Source organism: Plantactinospora solaniradicis, from assembly GCF_042658085.1.
GTDB lineage: Bacteria > Actinomycetota > Actinomycetes > Mycobacteriales > Micromonosporaceae > Plantactinospora > Plantactinospora solaniradicis.
This window is the reverse complement of sequence record NZ_JBHSPR010000060.1, coordinates 259,645-278,633: the sequence shown is the minus strand read 5'-3', so window position 1 is coordinate 278,633 and position 18,989 is coordinate 259,645. Positions and strand designations below refer to the sequence as shown.

General features: G+C 71.1%; 16 protein-coding genes, 1 tRNA gene and 1 pseudogene. 8 read left to right on the top strand and 10 right to left on the bottom strand.

Annotated features, from left to right (window positions below):
* Positions 1–10: 10 nt before the first annotated feature.
* Positions 11–1,786, bottom strand: coding sequence for an ATP-dependent DNA ligase (locus tag ACFP2T_RS40900; RefSeq protein WP_377432109.1), 1,776 nt, complete (start codon positions 1,784–1,786; stop codon positions 11–13).
* A 68-nt stretch (positions 1,787–1,854) separates the two neighbouring features.
* Complete coding sequence (locus ACFP2T_RS40895) at positions 1,855–2,061, bottom strand: hypothetical protein (RefSeq protein WP_377432107.1); 207 nt, start codon at positions 2,059–2,061, stop codon at positions 1,855–1,857.
* Positions 2,062–2,245: 184 nt separating this feature from the next.
* On the opposite strand from ACFP2T_RS40895, the gene ACFP2T_RS40890 reads away from it, so the two are divergent.
* Positions 2,246–3,946, top strand: a complete 1,701-nt coding sequence (locus ACFP2T_RS40890) for an LPXTG cell wall anchor domain-containing protein (RefSeq protein WP_377432106.1) — start codon at positions 2,246–2,248, stop codon at positions 3,944–3,946.
* 117 nt (positions 3,947–4,063) lie between these two features.
* On the opposite strand, the gene ACFP2T_RS40885 is transcribed toward ACFP2T_RS40890, so the two are convergent.
* The 3 genes from ACFP2T_RS40885 to ACFP2T_RS40875 form a co-directional block, all read right to left on the bottom strand.
* Positions 4,064–5,437, bottom strand: coding sequence for a dipeptidase (locus ACFP2T_RS40885; protein ID WP_377432104.1), 1,374 nt, complete (start codon positions 5,435–5,437; stop codon positions 4,064–4,066).
* 94 nt (positions 5,438–5,531) lie between these two features.
* Complete coding sequence (locus ACFP2T_RS40880) at positions 5,532–6,710, bottom strand: M48 family metallopeptidase (RefSeq protein WP_377432102.1); 1,179 nt, start codon at positions 6,708–6,710, stop codon at positions 5,532–5,534.
* 83 nt (positions 6,711–6,793) lie between these two features.
* Positions 6,794–7,405 (bottom strand): uridine kinase family protein, encoded by a 612-nt coding sequence (locus tag ACFP2T_RS40875; RefSeq protein ID WP_377432100.1) that lies wholly within the window; start codon positions 7,403–7,405, stop codon positions 6,794–6,796.
* Positions 7,406–7,454: 49 nt separating this feature from the next.
* On the opposite strand from ACFP2T_RS40875, the gene ACFP2T_RS40870 reads away from it, so the two are divergent.
* Positions 7,455–7,865: a rhodanese-like domain-containing protein gene (locus ACFP2T_RS40870; protein WP_377432099.1), complete on the top strand. Its 411-nt coding sequence runs from the start codon at positions 7,455–7,457 to the stop codon at positions 7,863–7,865.
* A gap of 75 nt (positions 7,866–7,940) precedes the next feature.
* Here ACFP2T_RS40870 and ACFP2T_RS40865 read toward each other — a convergent pair whose 3' ends face one another.
* Together ACFP2T_RS40865 and ACFP2T_RS40860 are read right to left on the bottom strand one after the other, a co-directional pair.
* A complete protein-coding gene (locus tag ACFP2T_RS40865; RefSeq protein ID WP_377432398.1) occupies positions 7,941–9,530 on the bottom strand; it encodes a cobyric acid synthase in 1,590 nt (529 codons plus the stop codon).
* Between the two features lie 26 nt (positions 9,531–9,556).
* A complete protein-coding gene (locus tag ACFP2T_RS40860; protein ID WP_377432397.1) occupies positions 9,557–10,561 on the bottom strand; it encodes a cobalamin biosynthesis protein in 1,005 nt (334 codons plus the stop codon).
* Between the two features lie 789 nt (positions 10,562–11,350).
* On the opposite strand from ACFP2T_RS40860, the gene ACFP2T_RS40855 reads away from it, so the two are divergent.
* From ACFP2T_RS40855 to ACFP2T_RS40845, 3 genes are read left to right on the top strand one after another with little or no spacing between them, the layout of a single operon-like run.
* On the top strand, positions 11,351–12,625 hold the full coding sequence (locus tag ACFP2T_RS40855; RefSeq protein WP_377432097.1) for an acyltransferase family protein: 1,275 nt from the start codon (positions 11,351–11,353) through the stop codon (positions 12,623–12,625).
* Between the two features lie 35 nt (positions 12,626–12,660).
* Positions 12,661–13,227, top strand: a complete 567-nt coding sequence (locus ACFP2T_RS40850) for a hypothetical protein (RefSeq protein ID WP_377432096.1) — start codon at positions 12,661–12,663, stop codon at positions 13,225–13,227.
* Positions 13,228–13,248: 21 nt separating this feature from the next.
* Positions 13,249–13,734 carry a hypothetical protein gene (locus ACFP2T_RS40845; protein WP_377432094.1) on the top strand — a complete coding sequence of 162 codons (486 nt, stop codon included), beginning with the start codon at positions 13,249–13,251 and terminating at the stop codon, positions 13,732–13,734.
* A gap of 111 nt (positions 13,735–13,845) precedes the next feature.
* Here the strand turns inward: ACFP2T_RS40845 and ACFP2T_RS40840 are convergent, their stop codons facing one another.
* On the bottom strand, positions 13,846–14,037 hold the full coding sequence (locus tag ACFP2T_RS40840) for a DUF397 domain-containing protein (protein WP_377432092.1): 192 nt from the start codon (positions 14,035–14,037) through the stop codon (positions 13,846–13,848).
* The gene (locus ACFP2T_RS40835; protein WP_377432091.1) at positions 14,024–14,800 is read right to left on the bottom strand and encodes a helix-turn-helix domain-containing protein; all 777 of its coding nucleotides are present in this window, start codon (positions 14,798–14,800) and stop codon (positions 14,024–14,026) included. The genes ACFP2T_RS40840 and ACFP2T_RS40835 overlap by 14 nt, the downstream gene beginning before the upstream one ends.
* A 645-nt stretch (positions 14,801–15,445) precedes the next feature.
* Between ACFP2T_RS40835 and ACFP2T_RS40830 the strand changes: the two genes are divergently transcribed.
* Positions 15,446–15,658, top strand: a complete 213-nt coding sequence (locus ACFP2T_RS40830; protein ID WP_377432090.1) for a hypothetical protein — start codon at positions 15,446–15,448, stop codon at positions 15,656–15,658.
* Positions 15,659–15,737: 79 nt separating this feature from the next.
* Here ACFP2T_RS40830 and ssb read toward each other — a convergent pair whose 3' ends face one another.
* Positions 15,738–16,583 (bottom strand): single-stranded DNA-binding protein, encoded by an 846-nt coding sequence (gene ssb, locus ACFP2T_RS40825; RefSeq protein WP_377432089.1) that lies wholly within the window; start codon positions 16,581–16,583, stop codon positions 15,738–15,740.
* A gap of 172 nt (positions 16,584–16,755) precedes the next feature.
* On the opposite strand from ssb, the pseudogene ACFP2T_RS40820 reads away from it, so the two are divergent.
* Together ACFP2T_RS40820 and ACFP2T_RS40815 are read left to right on the top strand one after the other, a co-directional pair.
* Positions 16,756–17,778, top strand: a pseudogene (locus tag ACFP2T_RS40820) (alpha/beta hydrolase); the annotation flags it as partial.
* Positions 17,779–18,772: 994 nt separating this feature from the next.
* Positions 18,773–18,845, top strand: a tRNA-Arg gene (locus tag ACFP2T_RS40815).
* The last annotated feature ends 144 nt before the right edge of the window (positions 18,846–18,989 follow it).

Sequence of the window (18,989 nt, the reverse complement as noted above, 5' to 3'; positions counted from 1 at the left end):
GGAAGACCCGTCAAGCGGGGCGCTGACCGGCGTGGATGGCCCGTACGGTGTCGATGGTGTCCGCCTCCGCCGCGGTCTTGTCGTCGCGGTACCGCAGTACCCGCGCGAAGCGCAGCGCCACTCCACCCGGGTAACGCGGGCTGCTCTGCACCCCGTCGAACGCGATCTCCACCACCTGCTCGGGCCGTACCCGGACCACCCAGTCGCCCCGGTCCACCGCCAACTCCTGGAACCGCTCCGTCTGCCAGCGCAGCAGCTCGTCGGTGAGCCCCTTGAACGTCTTGCCGAGCATCACGAAGCCGCCGCTGTCCGGGTCCCGTGCGCCGAGGTGCAGATTCGACAACCAGCCCTTGCGCCGCCCGTTGCCCCACTCGACGGCGAGCACCACGAGGTCGAGGGTGTGCCTCGGCTTCACCTTCACCCAGGCGGAACCCCGCCGCCCCGCGTCGTACGGCGCGTTCGGGTCCTTCACCACGATGCCCTCGTGGCCGGCGTCGACCGCGTCGGCGAACGCCCTGGATGCCTGCTCCGCCGTGTCGACGGTGATCCGCTCGACGAGTTGGGCCGGCGACAGGATGCTTGCCAGCGCCGCCCAGCGCTCGTGTCCCGGCGCGTCGAGCAGGTCGACGCCGTCCAGGTGGAGCAGGTCGAAGAAGTACGGGGTCAGCACCGTCGCACCGCTCGTGGTGGCCGCCGCGAGCACCGACGGCGCGGCTGCCACCGGTCGGTCCGGCCCGGGAATCGTCGCGGGCGCCGTTCCGGAGGTGCCGATCCGGGGCAGCTCGGAGATGTCCACCGGCGCCCCGCCCGACGTACGTGCCGAACCGGCTTCTGGCGATTCGACCGGTTCGGCCCCGAAGCTCCGCGCCCCGTCCTCGGCGCCACCGCCGCTGCCGTGGGCGCCCGCCGACTCCTCCCGGACGGCCCGCCGGGCGCCTCTGGTGGCTGCCCGGCTGGCGGTCTCCTGGAACGGTCGTGGCCGCCCCGAGGCGTCGAGCGCGATCGCCTCGCCGTCGAGCACCAGCTCGCGGGCCGGCAGGGCACGCACGGCCGCCACCACCTCCGGAACCCGGGAGGTGATCTCGTCAAGGCTGCGGGTGAAGACCGCGATGTCCTCGCCGGAGCGGTGCACCTGGATACGGATCCCGTCGAGTTTCACGTCGACCACCGCCGGCAACCCGACCGAGGTGAGGGCGTCGTCGACCGACGCCGCGCTCTGGGCGAGCATCGGAGAGAGTGGCCGACCGACCTGCAACGCGAACTCGGTCAGCGCTCCCGCGCCCGTGGTGAGCGCGGCCACCGCCACCGTCTTCAGGTCACCGGCCAGCAGCAGAGCCCGGCGGACCGTGGGGAGCGGCACCTCGGCCGCCCGGGCGATGGCCTCCGTCAGCAGTCCCGCCTGGGCGCCCTGGCGGATTTCGCCGCTGAACAGGCCGAGCAGCATCCGGCGCTCGTCGGCGGTGGCGGCACCGAACAGCGCGGCCAGCAGCTCGCGGCGGCGGGACTGGGAACCCGGCCCACGGACCTCGGCGAGCCCGGCGATGGCGGCGTCGACGCCGGCCACCGTCAGCGAGGGCTGCTCGGCCGCCGGAGGTAGCTCGCGGAGGCTGGCGTACCCGACACCCGTCTGCCGCTGCCGCACCTCCCCCGCCAGGTACGCCGAGCCGGCCGCGATCTCGTCGGGCGCGAGATTCCGCAACGCTCCGGCGAGCAGCTCGACCTTGGCACGCCGGCCGGAGGTCGCGGCGACGGCGGTGGAGGTGGCTGCCAGGTCAGCGAAAAGCACGGTTCCATCCTGGCAGCACCGACCGACAACTTCCCGCTGGTCCGGCATCGCTGGTCCGGACCGCAGCGTCAGGCGGGAACCGGCTCCTCGATGCGTAGGCCACGGGCGCGAACGCCGTCGGCCACCCGGGCGAGGGCGGCATCGAGCGCACAGAGAACGGTGGAAAGCTCGCCTAGCTGGTCCCGGAGCGCATCCTCGGACCACGCGGAGACGTCGACGTCCCGCAGCGCACTGACCGCGGCATCGAGCCGCGCGATCGCCTCGTTCGTACTCATGTTCGAAATCCTACCGGCTCGACGTCCCGCCCGGGCGCTTTCTCCACTTTCTCCCCACGGGTACCCGGAGATTGAGAAATTCGACTATCTTCCCTCGTGGACGTACCTGTCCCAGTCGAGTCCCCTCAGCCGAAAGACGCGTCCGTCGATCGGAGGCGCTTCGGCCACCGGATACCGGAGCGTCATGACCATCTCCATGTTCCGCCCGGGCAGGCGTGTCGCCGCGGGCGTCGCCGCGATACTCGCGGCGCTGGCCCTGACCGCCGTACCGAGTCCGGCGCACGCCGAGGACGGCCAGCCCGTACTGGCACTGTCCAATGCCAACGACGCCAACATCGACAACGTCGGCACCTCGATCGGCTTCTACCTCTACAACTACGGAGACGCCCCGGCCACCGACGTCACCGTCACCTATGACGGCAGCAGCCTGACCGACGACGTCGTCGTGACGGTGGAGGACTTCGTCGAGGGATGCCGCCAGACCGGCAAGACGGTCACCTGTGACCACGGCGACCTGCAGCCGGGACAGACCGAGCTGGTCTACTCGATCAACCTCGCCAGTCGGCCGGGCTCCACGCCGGGAGACGCCGGCAAGGTCGACGTCACCCTCAAGGGCAGCGGTCCCGACGGCACCGCCTCCACCGCCACCTGGGCGTTGCCGGTCATCATCATGCCGGCCGGCCCGAACCTCGTGGCGTCCGCCGAGGACATCGGATCGGAGCAGGCCCGGGTCGGCCCCGGAGACACCCGGCCGCTGACCGCCTCCCTGGTCAACAAGGGGGACACGGCGGCGGAGGGCTTCTACGTGACGTTTGACCTGCCGACCGGCGCGACCTTCGCGGAGCGGTACTCGGACTGCGTCTACAGCAACGACTGGCCCGGCGAGCCGCCGGCGGGATACGTCTACGGTCCGACCAGCGTCACCTGCAAGACGACCCTGGACCTCCAGCCCGACGAGGGGCTCGCGCTCTTCGATCCGGAGACCGGCGAGGCGGTCTTCAACGCCACGTTCGGCAAGAACCTGTCCGGACCAGAGCGGCACCAGGGCTACTTCGCGGTCGGCCTGCTCGACGAGCAACAACTGCCCGACGTGAGGGCCAGGGCCAAGGCGGCGAGCGGCGGGCCGTCCTTCGCCGACAGGGTGGCCGAGCTGCACGCCCAGGCCAAGGATTCCCGCACGGTCGAACCCAGCGAGTCGGCGCCGGCCAGCAACTCGGAGCCGGCCAGCAACTCGGAGCCGGCCAGCGAGACGGCGGCGGCCAGCAAGCCGGCCAGCGAGTCAGTGGCGGCCAGCGAATCGGCGGCGAACGGCAACCTCGCCGAGTTCGACATCTGGGCCAAGGCCAACAGCCACGACTTCGAGGTCTCGACCACCGCGGTCACCGGCGATGTCGGTGACACCGTCGAGGTGCCGTACACCATCACCAACCACGGCCCGTCGGACGGCGGCGCCGGATGGCGGATCGTCGCCCCGAGTGGCACGGTGCTGCTGCCCAGCGACTGGTGCTCCTTCCACGACGAGGACGGCGACCCGGTCGCCGAACTCCCCGAGGTGAACTGCCACACCGAGAGCGAGTGGCCGGCCAAGGCCTCTGGTGCCGGCGTCGTCTCGTCCACCATCCGGGTGAAAATCAACTCCACCCCGGGCACGAACGGGACGATCACGGTCAACCCCAGCGGACCGTCGGAGGAGCTTGAGCCGGAGAACAACACCGCCAAGATCGTGATCAACGGGTCGAGCGGCGGTGGCGGTGGCGAGCTGCCGATCACCGGTGTCCAGGTCAGCCTGATCGCCGCCATCGGTGGAGGCGCGCTGGCGCTCGGCGTGGTGCTCTTCCTGGTGACCCGCCGACGCCGCGACGTCGTAGTCCCGCCGTCGGAGTAGTCCGCCCTCGGAGTGGTCTGCTGACGTTCCACCCGACGACACCGCCCGGGGTCGTGATCGGCATCAGCCGGTCACGACCCCCGCGCGTCAAGCCCTGCTCAGCGCGTCAAGCCCTGCTCAGTCGGCCGCGACCGTTTCCGCGACCTCCGCAACCTTGGCCAGCAGCAGCGCCTCGGCCAGGCAGACCCGGGCGAACTCCCCGAGGTTCAGGCTCTCGTTCGGCCCGTGCGCCCGCGCGTACGGATCCTCGACCCCGGTCACCAGGATCGCCGCCTTCGGGAACATCTGCCGGAAGGTGTCGATGAACGGGATCGACCCGCCGACGCCGATGTCCACCGGGGCGACGCCGTCCCAGGCGGTCTGGAAGGCGGCCCGTGCGGCGTCGTACATCGGCCCCGTCGCGTCGATCACGCACGGCTCACCGTCGTGCTCCAGCGTCACCGTCACCGAGGCGCCGAACGGGGCGTTCCGGCGCAGGTGCTCGGTCAGCGCCGCGTACGCCTTCGCGGCCTCGTCGCCCGGCGCGAGCCGTACGCTGAGCTTCGCCTTCGCGGTCGGCACCAACGCGTTCGGCGCCTCGCCGGTGGCCGGCGCGTCCAGCCCGATCACCGAGATCGCCGGCTTGGTCCAGATCCGTTCGGTGAGCCGACCGGTGCCGATGAACGACACTCCGTCGAGCATTCCGGCCTCGGTCCGCAACCGGTCCTCCGGATAGTCGACGGTCGCGCCGCCCGTGCTGACCAGTCCCTCCACCGCGACGTCACCGGCGTCGTCGTGCAGGGTGGCGAGGAGCCGGCAGAGCGTGGTCAGGGCGTCCGGTACGGCGCCGCCGAACATCCCGCTGTGCACGGCCTGCGACAGGGTACGGACCTCCACGAAGCAGTTGACGACGCCGCGCAGCGAGGTCGTCAGCGCCGGTACGCCGATGTCCCAGTTCATCGAGTCGGCGATCACGATCACGTCGGCCGCGATCTCCTCCCGATGCTCCTTGAGCAGCCGTTCCAGGGAGTCGGAGCCGTACTCCTCCTCGCCCTCGATGAACAGCACCACGCCGACCGGCAGCGCGTCGCCGAAGGCCCGCAGCGCGGCGATGTGCGCCATCACGCCGGCCTTGTCGTCAGCGGCGCCCCGGCCGTAGAGCCGGCCGTCGCGTTCCACCGGCTCGAACGGGTCGCTCTGCCACAGCGACAGGTCGCCGACCGGCTGCACGTCGTGGTGCGCGTACAACATCACCGTGGGGGCGCCGGGCGGCGCCGGGCGACGGCCGATCACCGCCGGCTGGCCACCGGACCGCACCACCCGCACGTCGAGGGAACACCCGCGCAGCAGTTCGGCGACCGCCTCCGCCGAACGCTCGACCTGGGAGTGGTCGAAGCCGTCGAAGGCGATGCCGGGGATCCGGACCAGCCGCTCCAGGTCGGCCCGTACGCCGGGCAGCTCGCGCTCGATCGCGGCGCGCAGTTCGGACTCACTGCGGATAGTCGTGGTCATGGGAAGGATCGTAGGCGCCGTGACGGCCGTCGATCGGCCGAGCCCTGCACCGCAAGCCGATGGCGGCGTCGGCGGGCTAGGAGCGGTCGTCAGGCTAGGAGCGGTCGTCGGGAGCGTCCCGGCCGGTCGAGTCGGCCCCGTCGTCCGGTTCCGGGTCGCCCGCGCCCGACGTACCGGCATCCGGTCTGCCGCCCCGGCGGGTACGTCCGGCGGCCCGGGCGGCGGCTTCCCCGGCAGCGTTCATCCACGAGCGAGCCCGTCCGGCGCCCCCACCGGCCCACTCGCCGACATCGCTGGCGCCGTCGCCGAGCCGGCGCAGCAGCCCGACGAGCGGGTCCTGGGAACGGCCGAAGGCCTCCCGGTACGACTCGGCGGCCGCCTTGATCTCGGCGGAGACGGACGTCAGGCCGTCGTCCTCCCGGCGCGGGTAGTCACCGCCGAGCAGTCGGGCGTACTCGCCGGAGTCGACCCACCGCCGTGAGTCGGCGGCTCGCGCCACCGGAACCGGGTGGGTGCTCCAAGCGGTCATCCGGACCTTGTGCAGGCTGTCCCGCAGGTCGCCGCCCCCCTCGTACTCCGAAGCCTGCTCCAGGAAGGCGGTGGTGTCGATCTGGGTCAGGTCACCGCCGCCGGCCATCTTCATCAGCACCCGCAGCGCCGCCGCCGGATCCTGCCCGGCGAGCAGCCCGGCCCGGTCGCCCGACAGCTCCGCCTTGCGCCACCATTCCAGCATCGCGGCGATGATCGCCCGGAGCGCGATCGCTCCGACCGGCAGCCAGCTCAGGTTGGCGGCCCACCGGGTCAGGATCGTCAGAATGGTCTTGTAGACGGCGTGGCCGCTGCCCACGTGACCCAGTTCGTGGCCGAGCAGGAACCGCAGTTCGTCGTCGTCGAGCTGGTTCACACAGCCCGAGCTGATCACGATGAACGGCCGGTCGAGGCCGATCGCCTCGCCGGTCAGCCACGGTGACTGCGTCACGAAGAGTTCCGGCAGTTCGGCCACGTCGAGCGCGGCGCCGGCCTCGGCGTAGAGCCGGTAGACCCGTGGATACTGCCGGTGGTCGACCCGGATGGCGGCGGCCAGGTAGGAGAGCCGGAAGCCCCGCTCGTTCCACATCCCGAAGAACGCCTTCACGACGTCGTCGAAGCCGCGCAGCTCCCGCAGCGCGGTCAGCGCGCCCCGATCGGCCGGGTGCTCCCAGGCCCGGGAGCTGATGCCGGTGAGTACGACCCGCCGCCGGGCCGGAGTGCCGGCCGTACCGCCTGTCGTCATGCTGCGCCCCCCGCTCGCGGTACGTCGGCCTGTCCTGCCGATCGTGCCGCAGTGGCCCGGATACGTCCATGGGCCGGCACGGGTCAAGTCTGTCCAACAATCCGGACGAACCGCCCGGCGGCGTCCTGCGCCGGGCCGGCGGCGCCGTCCACCACCAGGTCGGCACGCTCGGCGGTACGGTCCGCCGCGAAGTGCACACGCTCGGCACGCCGCCAGACGGTGAGCTGTGGCAGTAACGCGGCGCCGTCCCGGGCGAGCGTACGGCTGCGCCGCAGTCGCGCGGGAGCGGTCACGAAGACGGCGAAGGTCAGCTCGGCGGCGATGGCGGTCCGGGCGCTGGACACACCTTCGAGGATCACCACCGGGGCGGGTGGGACCGGAATCCAGTCCTCGGTGAAGCAACCGGCGTCCCAGTCGTAGCGGCGGTAGCGCCCCGGCCTGCCGGCGCGGAGCGGGGCGAGGACCCACTCGTCCAGTCGGGGCCAGAAGCTGAACTGGTCCGCCCAGCCGTCGAGCAGGTCGTCGGTGTTCACCACGGGTGCCCCGGGCAGCTCCGCCGCCAGCCGTCCGGCGAAGCTGCTCTTGCCGGCGCCGCTCGGCCCGTCCACCGCGACCAGCCGGGTACGCCCCAGCCGGGCGGCCCGGCCCAGGATCCGCGCGGCCAGGTCCGGGTACGACTCGACCACGTACGGCATCTGCCCGACCCTACTGCCCGGCCGTCCTGACCAGGGAGAGAATGGCTCGGTGGAAGATCAGGATCGGGGTGTGGCGGCGCTGCTGGCCCACGCCCGCGCGGGGGTACGTCGGCTGACCCCGGAGGAGACAGTGGCGGCGATCCGACGCGGGGCGCTGCTGGTGGACACCCGGACCGACCCACAGCGTGCCGAGCAGGGTGAGCTGCCCGGGGCGCTGGTGATCGACCGTACCGTGCTCGAATGGCGGCTCGACCCGGCGAGCGCGTGGCGGATTCCGGAGGCGGTCGACTACGACGTCGAGATTGTCGTGGTGTGCCGGCAGGGTTACAGCTCCAGCCTGGCGGCGGCCAGCCTGCGCGCCCTGGGCCTGTGGCGGGCGACGGATCTGATCGGCGGCTTCGAGGCCTGGCGGCGGGCCGGACTGCCGTGCGGTGACGGCCCCGCCGACGTCCGGCGCTGACGACCCGAAGCCGGATCGGCCTGGCTCGGGGCGGTCCGGTTCGGGCCGGCTCGCCAAGGCAGCATTACTTCGCGATCACTTCGCGCGGATGACCAGGGTGTCCGTCGCCGCCCGGGCCGGCGGGCCCGACGACGGTGCCCCGGGTGGCACGAACGGCAGTCCGGCGGGCGGGCCCTGCGCGATGAGCCGCCACAGCGCGTCGGTGTCCAGGTGTTCCTCCACCAGGTCACCGATGAGGTCCAGGGTGCGTTCCCGGGCGGCGGCGAACGAGGTGTCCGGGGCAATCTGGAAGCCGTGCCGGCCAGCCAGCCGGGCCGCCTCGGTGAGGAACCTGCGCCGGAAGTCGTCCGACGAGAACGCACCGTGCCAGTGCGTACCGAAGAGGTGGTCGACGGCGGCGCCCTCCGCCCGACCGTCCGCACAGCGGATCAGGGGTGGCAGTGTCGGGTCGGCGTCGGAGACGTACCCGTGGTGGATCTCGTAGCCGCGCACCGGCACCGACCCGAATGCCGCGCCCACCGACCGGGTCACGGTCTTGGCGGCACCGAAGGTGATCTCGACCGGTAGGAGTCCGAGCCCGGCCACCCGGCCACGTCCACTCTCCACCTCGTCGTCGATGCTCCGGGCGAGCATCTGGAAGCCGCCGCAGATGCCGAGCAGCGGCCGACCGGCGGCGGCGTGCGCGCGCACCACGTCGGCCAGTCCGGTACGGCGCAGCCACTCCAGGTCGTCGACGGTCGACTTGGTCCCCGGCAGTACGACGAGATCGGCGGCGGCCACCTCGGCCGGCTCGACGGTCAGCCGGACCCGTACACCCGGTTCGGTGGCGAGCGCCTCGACGTCGGTGGCGTTGGAGATCCTGGGTAGCCGGACGACGGCCACGTCCAGCCATTCGCCGCCGACGGGTGGCGCCGGCCGACCCAGCACCCGGCCGTACGCGAGCGAGTCCTCGGCGTCCAGCCACAGGTCGACCTCCCAGGGCAGCACCCCGTACGTCGGCCGCCCGGTGACCTGGGTCAACATGTCGAGCCCGGGACGCAGCAGCCCCAGGTCACCCCGGAACTTGTTGATCACGAAGCCCGCGATGAGGTCCTGGTCGGCGGCGTCCAGCAGGGCCACCGTGCCGAACATCGACGCGAAGACGCCGCCCCGGTCGATGTCACCGACCACGATCGTCGGCAGTCCGGCATGTCGGGCCAGACCCATGTTGGTGTAGTCGCTGTCCCGCAGATTGATCTCGGTAGGACTGCCCGCCCCTTCGCAGATCACGACGTCGTACTCGGTGCGCAGCTCGGCGAGCGCCTCGAAGGCGGTCGCGGCCAGCCGGGGGCGGAGACTGCGGAAGTTGCCGGCGGTGACCGTGTCGACCGCCTGGCCGAGCAGGACCACCTGACTGGACCGGTCGCTCCCGGGCTTGAGCAGCACCGGATTGAAGCGCAGGTCCGGGGCCAGCCCACAGGCGGCGGCCTGCATCGCCTGCGCCCGGCCGATCTCGCCGCCCCGGCCGTCCGGCCCGATCACCACCGCCGAGTTGTTGGACATGTTCTGTGCCTTGAACGGAGCGACCCGGACACCCTGGCGGTGCAGCCAGCGGCAGATGCCGGCGGTGAGCACGCTCTTGCCGGCGTCCGAGGTGGTACCCGCCACCAACAGCCCACCACTCACCGGGCCCGCCACCAACCGCGCGCCACTCACCGGGCCCGCCGCAACCGCTCGGCTGACCGGGCTGGCAGCCACCGCTCGGCAATCCAGCGCAGGCAGGCGCGCCGGGGGCGGCTGCTCGCCGCGTACGCCACCGTGACGCCGAGCGCGGCGAGCCCGACCGTGCCAGAGAGCCGGGCGGCCCGGCTGATGTGCCGCGCCTCCGGCCGGGGCCCGTCACCGAGGAACGGCCGTACCTCGGCCCGTCCGAAGTAGACGTTCCGGCCGCCGAGCCGGACGCCGAGAGCGCCCGCCATCGCCGCCTCACACTGGCCGGCGTTCGGGCTGGGATGGTCGGCCCGGTCCCGCCGCCAGACGTGCCAGGCCCGATTCCGGTCGCCCCGGACCAGCGGCGCGGCGGCGACGGTGAGCAGGCCGGTCAGCCGGGACGGCACCAGGTTGAGCAGGTCGTCGAGGCGCGCGGCGGCGGTGCCGAACCGGGCGTACCGGTCCGAGCGGTGTCCCACCATCGCGTCCAGTGTGTTCGCCGCCCGGTAGCCGAGCAGGCCCGGCAGCCCGGCCACGGCGCCCCAGACCAGCGGCGCGACCACCGCGTCGGAGGTGTTCTCCGCGACGGACTCGACGGTGGCACGGGCGAGTTCGGCCTCGTCCAACGCCGACGGGTCGCGCCCGCAGAGATGACCCAGCCGGCGCCGTGCCGCCGGCAGGTCGGCCCGGCGCAGCGCCCGGCTCATCGTCTCCGCCTCCCGCCGCAGGGTGCGCCCGCCGAGCACGGTCCAGGTGCCGGCCGCGACCAGCGCCGCACGGGCCAGCGGCCGGTCCCGGGTCGCGGCCGCCGCCGCCCCGGCCAGCAGCACGGGTACGCCGACCGCCAGCGCCGTGTACGCCACCCCGGCCGACCGCCGTGGCTGGTAGATCCGCCGTTCGAGTGCTCCGGCCAACGTGCCGAACCCGGCGACGGGATGGCCTCGGCGGGGATCGCCGATCAGCGCGTCCAGGGCGTAGCCGGCGGCCAGCCCGGCCGCGTTGGCCACGCCGCCGCTCAGCCAGCTCGACGCCCTGGCACGGCGGCCGGTACGACCGGTACGCACCGCGATGTTCTTCGGCCGCACGGCGACCACCTCCCCCGCCGGGAGCCTACGGCGTGTTTTAGAAGTGTCGGTGGTGTGGGTGATAGTCGGTGGCCGTGGGGAGGTTCACGGCGTTTCGGTTCACGATCGACGCGTCAACGGCTCAGTCGGCCAACCCGCACGTCCGGTTCGGGAGGGCGGCATGGAGAAACGGACCGGGAGCAATCCCGGAACCGCGCTCCATGCCGACCCCGCCACGCCCAGATCCGGGACCCCGACGCACGGGGCCCGGTTACCAACGCCTCCCGAGAGGACGGCTCTGGCCCACGCCACCGCGCGGGCGACACCAGCCTCGATGACGGAGGACCCCACCTACGCCACACGGCGAGGTGAGGACGCCCGAGAAGGGCGGTGTGACATGACCCCACCAGGAGTTATGAAGCACGCGGTAGTCGCGCCCGATCGGGGACGATCCACGACATCCGGTGACCAGGGCCCCGTCAGCTCTACGCGCAGGAGCGCGGTACCTGCCCCGGCCGTCCTCGCCCCCGGAGCGCGATACGTGCCACGGGCCGTACCCGGCCGTACCGGATAGGGTCGCCAACGGACCCGCGGGAGCGGGCATACCCAGCCGGGATCCCGCACGACCGGACATCTCGGGACAACCAGACCGATGGGAGACGTAAGTGCTGGCCATCGTTGTGCCCGCCGGGGAGTGGAGATGACCAGCGGACCGCCCATCGGGGAGGTCGGATGACCAGCGTCACGACCCTCGCCGAGCCGGTGCCGGCGACGACGCGTACGCCGCTGAGCCGGTTACCGTCGCTGACCGGCCTGCGCTGGGTGGCCGCGATGCTGGTCTTCGGATTCCACGTCGGGACCATGCAGATCGTCACCGAGCCCGACTACAAGGCCGTGATCGACTGGGTGTTCACCCTAGGCCTGTCCGGGGTGCAGTTCTTCTTCATCCTCAGCGGGTTCGTCCTGGTCTGGTCCGCCCGACCGGGCGACACAAAACGGGCGTTCTGGCGTCGCCGGGCAGCGAAGATCTATCCCAACCACCTGGTCACCTGGGCCGTGGTCATCGCGCTCTGGCTCTATTGGGACAACCCGATCAACATCAAGGCAGCCCTGGCCAACCTGTTCCTGATCCAGGCCTGGCTGCCCATGGACGGCTACTTCTACAGCGTCAACAACGTCAGTTGGTCGCTCGCCTGTGAGATGTTCTTCTACCTCTGCCTGCCGTTCGTCCTGCCGCTGATCCGCCGGATGCGGCCGTGGATGCTCTACGCCGTCGTCATCGGCATGCCGCTGCTCATCGCGTCGATGTGGCCCGGGCAGGAGTTGGTGCCGGAGAGCGCCCGCTGGTGGTTCACCCAGATCTTCCCGGTCGTACGCTCCTTCGAGTTCTGGGTGGGCGTGGCCGCCGCCGAGCTGCTGTTGCGGGGCAAGTGGCGCGGGCCGGGGCTGCTGCTGTCCACCGGCATCTTCGTCGCGATCTGGGTCGCGTCGATGGAGTGGATCCGCGCCGAGCTCTGGACCACCGTGCTGGCCTTCGGATACATCCTGGTAATCGCCAGTGCGGCGCGGGCCGACACCACCGGGCGCTGGTCGCCCTGGCGCTCACGGCCGCTGATCTGGCTCGGCGAGGTGTCCTTCGCCTTCTACCTGGTGCACGTGTTCCTGATCAAGGCCATCCTCCGGTTCGCCGGTCATCCCGGTGGGTTCTCCGGATGGCGTGGACCGGTCGTCACGATCGGCCTCCTGCTGGTCAGTCTGCTCGCCGCCTGGCTGCTGTTCCGGTTCGTCGAGACACCGATGATGCGCTTCCTCAATCCCAGGCGGCGCGGCCGGGGCGGCGAGTCCGACGCTAGCCCCGATCCTCTCCCTGCACCGCCACCGCCACCGGCACCGGCAGCGCCGCGCCTCGTCCGGCAACGCCGCCCCGATCAGGTGAATCAGCCGGGCCCGGCGGTCGAGACGGTGGCCGAGAATGCACCCGCCCCGACCCCGGTACCGCCACGCTGAGGGGCCTCGATGGCCCGGCTGGTACCGTTCGACCTATGTCGCGTCTGGCCCTGGCTGTCGCGCTGGTGGGGATCGTGCTCTGCGGCGGCTGCGGGGAAGAGGAGCTGCCCAAGCGAAGGCTGGGCACATCGGTGGACCTCCCCGTCTCGGTCCTGAACGATGTCGACGGCACCATTTCTGTCACTCCGTTTGGGGTCTGGCGGGGTAAACCCGATGACCTGATCGGACTCAACGTCCGGCACAACGACGGCACCGAGGAGCCGGCGCCATCGGGGACGCCGTACTACGTGCCGACATCGTTCGGAAACCACAGCCCCGGCATCATGCCTAAACCGTCGATCCACAGGTGGGTGCGCGCCGTCGACACCGACGGAGAGTACGTGGTGCCGCTTGACGACCCGCAGTGGCAACCGGGCAAGGACCCGTGCGAGGGCTTCACCTTCCGTGAGGGTGATTCGGCAGTCGAGGTGCTCGACGTCTGCCTTGTCTTCGTCCTACCTGAGGGGGCCGAACTGGACTACCTGAGGACCGCCGCGCCGGGCGAAGAACGGTTCGCCTGGGCCGTACCGCGCAACCACTCCACGGCCCCGCCCCGCCGTTAGCGGCACGACCAGGGTGGCGGCGTGACGGAGACGGGGGCCACCGGCTATGACGGGCTGTTGTCCCGCCTGGTTCCGGAGATCGAACTGCGCACGTTTCTGCTGGACTGCTTCCAGATTTCCGAGCATGAACTGTTCGTGAGCCATGAGGACCGAGTCGCCGAAGGACTGCGGGGCATTCCGCAGGAGGTGGTGTTCGCGGCGTTCTGCACCTACCAGCAGGTTTCCGGTCACTTCGCGATGTCCCTCAGCGTCGGGATCGAAGGCCGGTTGGCTGATCGGGTCGGGCGTCGGGAGTTCGCCGAGCGGATCACCGCCCGCTTCGACGCGTACATGCTGTACGGCGATACCGAGCCACCCGGCGTGTGGACGGTGACCCTGGCGGACGGTACGCATCAGCTCGCCGCGATGGACGAGGAAGACGACCGGATCCTGCTCTACTCGGCTACGGCGCCGGTGCCGGGACTGCCCGAGGTCCGGGTCAGCGAGGAACTCTGGCAATGGCGTTGAGTCCCGGCCCATGGCCACCGGCTGCCCCAGCACAGCGCCCCGACCGCCCGAGTTGATCGGGCAGCCGGGGCGCTGGTCGTGTCTCCGACGGCGCTACGGCCCTCCAGCCTGCTACGGCCGACGGGCGAGGTCGCCGACGAACGCGCGCCACGCCTCGGGGCCGAACGCGAGCAGCGGGCCCTGCTGGTCCTTGCTGTCCCGGACCAGCACCCGGCCTGCGAGGTTATCGGCCACCTCGACGCAGGCGCCACCGTTTGAGCTGCTGCGACTGGATTTCCGCCAGGTCGGCTCAGCTGTACTCATCGATCACCTTCAGCATGATGTCGCGGGACTGGTCGCGCGGGAGCGCCACCGCACTCAAACTCTCCCACGTTCTTTCCAGGTCGCCTACCTCGTCGACGTCCGAGACGACCCGTCCCCGCAACTGGTCGTCCAGGTAACCGAGGCGGGAACCGCCGGGCAGCGTGGCGACGACGAACGCGCCGGCCAGGCCGGCGTGCAGCCCGACGTCGCCGGGGATGACCCGAAGGTGGACGGTCGGGCGGTGACCGATGTCGACCAGATGCTCAAGCTGGTCCTTCATGATTGTCGGACCGCCGTACCGCAGCGCGGGTTCGCCGATGATCGCGGCAAGGGTCGGAGGGTCGGGCCGTTCCAGGGTGGCGGCCTGGCGGGCCAGCCGACTGGCCGTCATCTCCGCCACCTGTTCCGGGGTGTGCGGCCCGACCGTCAGGATCGCGCGGGCATAGTCCTCGGTCTGCAAGAGTCCCGGAATCACGCTGTGCTCGAACCATCGGAGCAGCGTGGCGCGGCGCTCGTTGTCGGTCCAGGGACGCAGCCACGGGGCCTGCGCCTCCTCGCGGGCCTCGGCCGACAGGCGCTGGATCTCGTCACCGGTCCCGAACAGGTCGTCAAGGGTCTTCGCCGTGTCGGGCATCGGAACCATCCGGCCGGACTCGAAGCCGCCGATCGACGATCCGCTGACTTTGATTGCCGCTCCGGCCTGATCCTGTGTCATTCCGCGTTTGGTCCGCTCCCGTCGGAGTAACTCCCGAAGATCGTTCATCAACTGCTCCCTGACTCCGGCTGATTAGGAATAGTCGCTGACCATTTCCCCACCACTACTCTCGCAGCATCTTCCGTTGCGCTCCGTGGTCCATCCAGGGTGGAGGGCACGCGCACCCGCTCGGATCCAAGCCAAGGAAGGCGCCTGAAGGACGGGCGGGTGCTGCCCGGCGGGGGCGACGTCGAGGGACATCGACCTCGGCGGCGTCCCCGTTCCATTTCGACGACGGAGGGCACATGAAACGGATACCTCGAAACAAGCCACGCCACCGCCGGGACTGGCGTCGACTGTGGCGGTACTGCCGCTGCGGATTCCGTTGGCGCTGTCCGGATTCGATCCCGCTCGTGCCGATGCCCTATCCGCCCCGAGCGGACGTCGTCCACACCATGGCGGTCACGCCCGACCCTCCATCCTCGCCGGTCCGGCCACGTGCGACGAACCAGCTGCTGGGCGAGGCCGCGCCGGCCCGCTCGCAACTGGCCAACGGTCGCACCGGCTTGTTGGCTCCCGGCCGGACCGCGCGGGCGCGGACGCCCCGACAGACAACGACCGGCAACACACGGTGATCAACCGGCAGCCGGGCAGCCACCCACATCGGGTCACGTGATGCTCCGCCCGCACGCGCGATTCCGCGCCCATACGCACATGCGTCCCCTGTTCCTTTGCCGCGCGTGCGGCGCGAACTGGCCGTGCTCGGCCGCCCGGCTGGCACTGCTGGTCATCTATCGAGACAACCTGGCCGGGCTGCGGAAGTGCCTGACCGGCCGGCTGATGATCGCCATCTCCGACCAGCCCCGGGTGGATCCCGTCGTGTTGGCTACGCGCTTTCTTGGCTGGATACCGCCCGACCACCCCTGACCGCCTCATCACCCATCCGACCCGCCTCGGTCCGTCGCGTCCGGCAACGTGACGGCCCGAGGCGGGTCTCCTCTCTGCCTCAGACGGAGGCGGGGGTCCGGCCGCGCCCGCCCCGGCCTCGTCCGCCAGCGCGCCCGGTGGCGTCGGACGGGACCTCGCGGCCGTCGTCGGGCTCGTCGCGGAGCAGACCGTGGCTCTCGCCCTCTCCAATCCCCTCGCCTTCGAGGCTGTCGTCGGCGTCGGGCCGGTGGTCGGGCGGAAGCCCGGTGTCGTGGCCCGGCCCGGACACCTCGCCCGTGGGCGGCCCGTCGAGGTCGATCCGGCCGTCGAGGTCGATCCGCCCGTCGAAATCGTCGGCCGGGAGGTACGTCGGTCCGTATCCGGGACCCGACTCGTAACCCCGGCCCGCCGGCACCGCCAGCCGTCGGTACTCGTCCTCGTCCTCGAGCGCGCGCTCGTCGAGCGACACCGGAGCCTCCTCGATCGGCACGGACTCGGTGGCCTCGCCGTGCACCCGGGCCTCGGCGTCGGCATCCTCCACCGACGAGGTCGACACCGTCGGGCGGTTACGGGCGAACCGTCCCCGTCCTCGGGCCAGGTCGTGGCCGACGGCCACCGCCTCCAGCTCGTACATCGTGCGGTGGTTGCCGGCATCGTCGGTCCAGTCCCGGGTGTACATCCGGCCGACCACGACAACCGGGTCGCCGACCATGACCGAGGAGGCCACCCCCTCCGCCAGCTTGCGCCAACAGTTCACCCGTACGCGCAGGCTGTTTCCGTCGACCCAGCGCCCGCTCTCGCGATCGAGACGGCGGGCGGTCGACGCCACCTTGAAGTTGGCCACCAGGGTGCCACTCTGCGTAGTACGCCGCCATTCCGGTGCAGTTAGAACATTTCCGACAATAGTTACATAGGTATCGAACATCGTCCCTCCCCAGGGATCCAGGTTGTTCCCGTCCGAGCCGACTCGACCGACAGCGTGGCCGCCACGCCTCGACCGCCGCCACCAACCAGGACCGGTCTGTGGACAACTGGGCGCCCTGTGGAAAAACGCCTGATCAAGGATCGATCTGGTATTGCGGAGTAGCGTCAGACGGGTGGAGCCGGACCTGCTCGGGCCGCCGTACGAGCGGCAGGTGATCGACCTCGGTCGGGACGAGGAGGGGCCGGTCACGGCCACGCTGGTCCGGCGCCGGGCGCCCCGGCACAGCGACCGGGCCGTGCTCTACGTACACGGATTCGTCGACTACTTCTTCCAGACCCACCTGGCGGACTTCTTCGTCGAACAGGGGTGGCATTTCTACGCGCTCGACCTGCGTAAACACGGGCGCAGCCTGCTTCCGCACCAGACGCCGAACTTCTGCTCCGACGTGGCCGAGTACTTCCCCGAACTCGACGCGGCGGCGCGGATCATCCGGGAAACGGACGGCATCCGGACCCTGCTGGTCAACGGGCACTCCACCGGCGGCCTGATCACCGCGCTCTGGGCACACGCCCACCGGACCGCCGGCACCATCGACGGCCTCTTCCTGAACAGCCCGTTCTTCGACCTGAACCTGCCCTGGCTGGTCCGCCGGCCCATGGTGGCCGCCCTGAGCGGCCTGACCCGGCTGGGCCGCCGGCTGCCGTACCGGGCCATCCCGTTCGGGCTATCCGACGTGTACGGCCGCAGCCTGCACGCCGAGCACCAGGGCGAGTGGCGCTACGACCTCGAATGGAAGCCCGTTGCCGGCTTTCCGATCCGGGCCGGCTGGCTCGTCGCGATCCGCCGGGCACAGCGCCAACTGCACGCCGGTCTGGACATCCCGGTACCGGTCCTGGTCAGCTCGTCGAGTCGCAGCTTCCGGGGCCGGAGGTGGCACGATTCGGCGACGGCCGCCGACGCCGTACTCGACGTGGCGCACATGGCCCGCTGGGCACCGAAGCTTGGCCGGCACGTCACGCTGATCCGGTTCGACGGCGCCCTGCACGACCTGACCCTGTCCGGCCCGGCCGTGCGTCAGCAGGTCTTCACCGAGCTGAACCGTTGGGCCTCGGCCTACGTCGTTTCGAGCGGCGCGCCGGAGTCCGCTCCGGCCAGTCCGTCGTCCCGCCGTCACCCGAGCGCTGCCGGGGCAACCGGTACGGGCTCCGCTCCGGCTCCGGCTCCGGCGGCTCCTCCTCCTCAGGACGCGCCCACCGGGCCGCCCCGGGCTCCCGGGCCGTCCCCGGACCAGTCCAGCGCTCCCGTTCCGCCTCTGGCTCCGGCTCCCGCTCCCGTTCCCGTGCCGATCGAGGACCCGCCATCGGAGGACCCGAGGCCCGAGGACCTGGCGTCCGAGGACCCGCCATCGGAGGACCCGTCATCCGGGGAGCTGTCTCCCAGCGCTCCGGCTCCGGCTCTGCTTCCGGAACGTCATAGCGGCTCCGCTCCCGCTCCGGCTCCGGCTCGTCCCACTGCTCCGGCTCCCGGCCAGGGCCGGCCCAGCGATCCTGTGGCGGCTCGGGCTCCGGCGTCGTCCGCCGATACGCCGACCAGGCGCCCTGCCGCCACACCAGCAGATCGGGACTGAGCAGATTCTGGTCACCCGCGAAGAAGATCCGGTCGACCGCTCGGCGTACCTTCTCCATGCCCGGCCGTGACTCCGTACCCGTGACGATCACCACGTCCCGGGCCGGAACGCCCACGACCAGTTCTCCCGGCACGGACCGTTGCAGGTCCTCCCAGACCTCGGCCGCGAGCAGCACGCTCGACTCCAGTCCGCCGAACGAGAGCATCGGCGCGGGCGGCTGCCCGTCGATCCGCAGCCGGGGCAGCAACCGGTAGAGGTTGTCCACCGCCACCTGGCGCAACTCACGCTGGCTGACCTCAAGCTCGTCGAGGTCGTCCCAGGTGACAAGGCGATTGCCGTACGGCGGGCCGAACGAGTAGCCGACGTCAAGATCCTGGGTGAAGTCTTCCAGCACGTGGTCCGCGCCATAGCGGGCGTCGTCGGTCGACACCAACAGCGGTAGAAACATTGTGCTCGTCAACTGCACGCTTCGAAACCTAGTATGTGCAGGCCAGAACGTCACGCCCTGAGCCGATCGTTTGTTCCCGACAACGGTAGCCTGCTGGGGCGTACGACCGGTCCCGCGCCCGTAGCTCAGCGGATAGAGCAGCTGCCTTCTAAGCAGTTGGCCGCAGGTTCGAATCCTGCCGGGCGCACCTCCGGAAGACCCGGCTCGGGGGCTGATTCCCGAGCCGGACTCCCGATCACTTCTTCCTCCGTTCCTCCCGGATGCCCGTTACCTGCCCGCTCCCGCGTGATCTGCTCGTCCACGCGGAAGCGGTCCGCACGGTCTGGCCGTT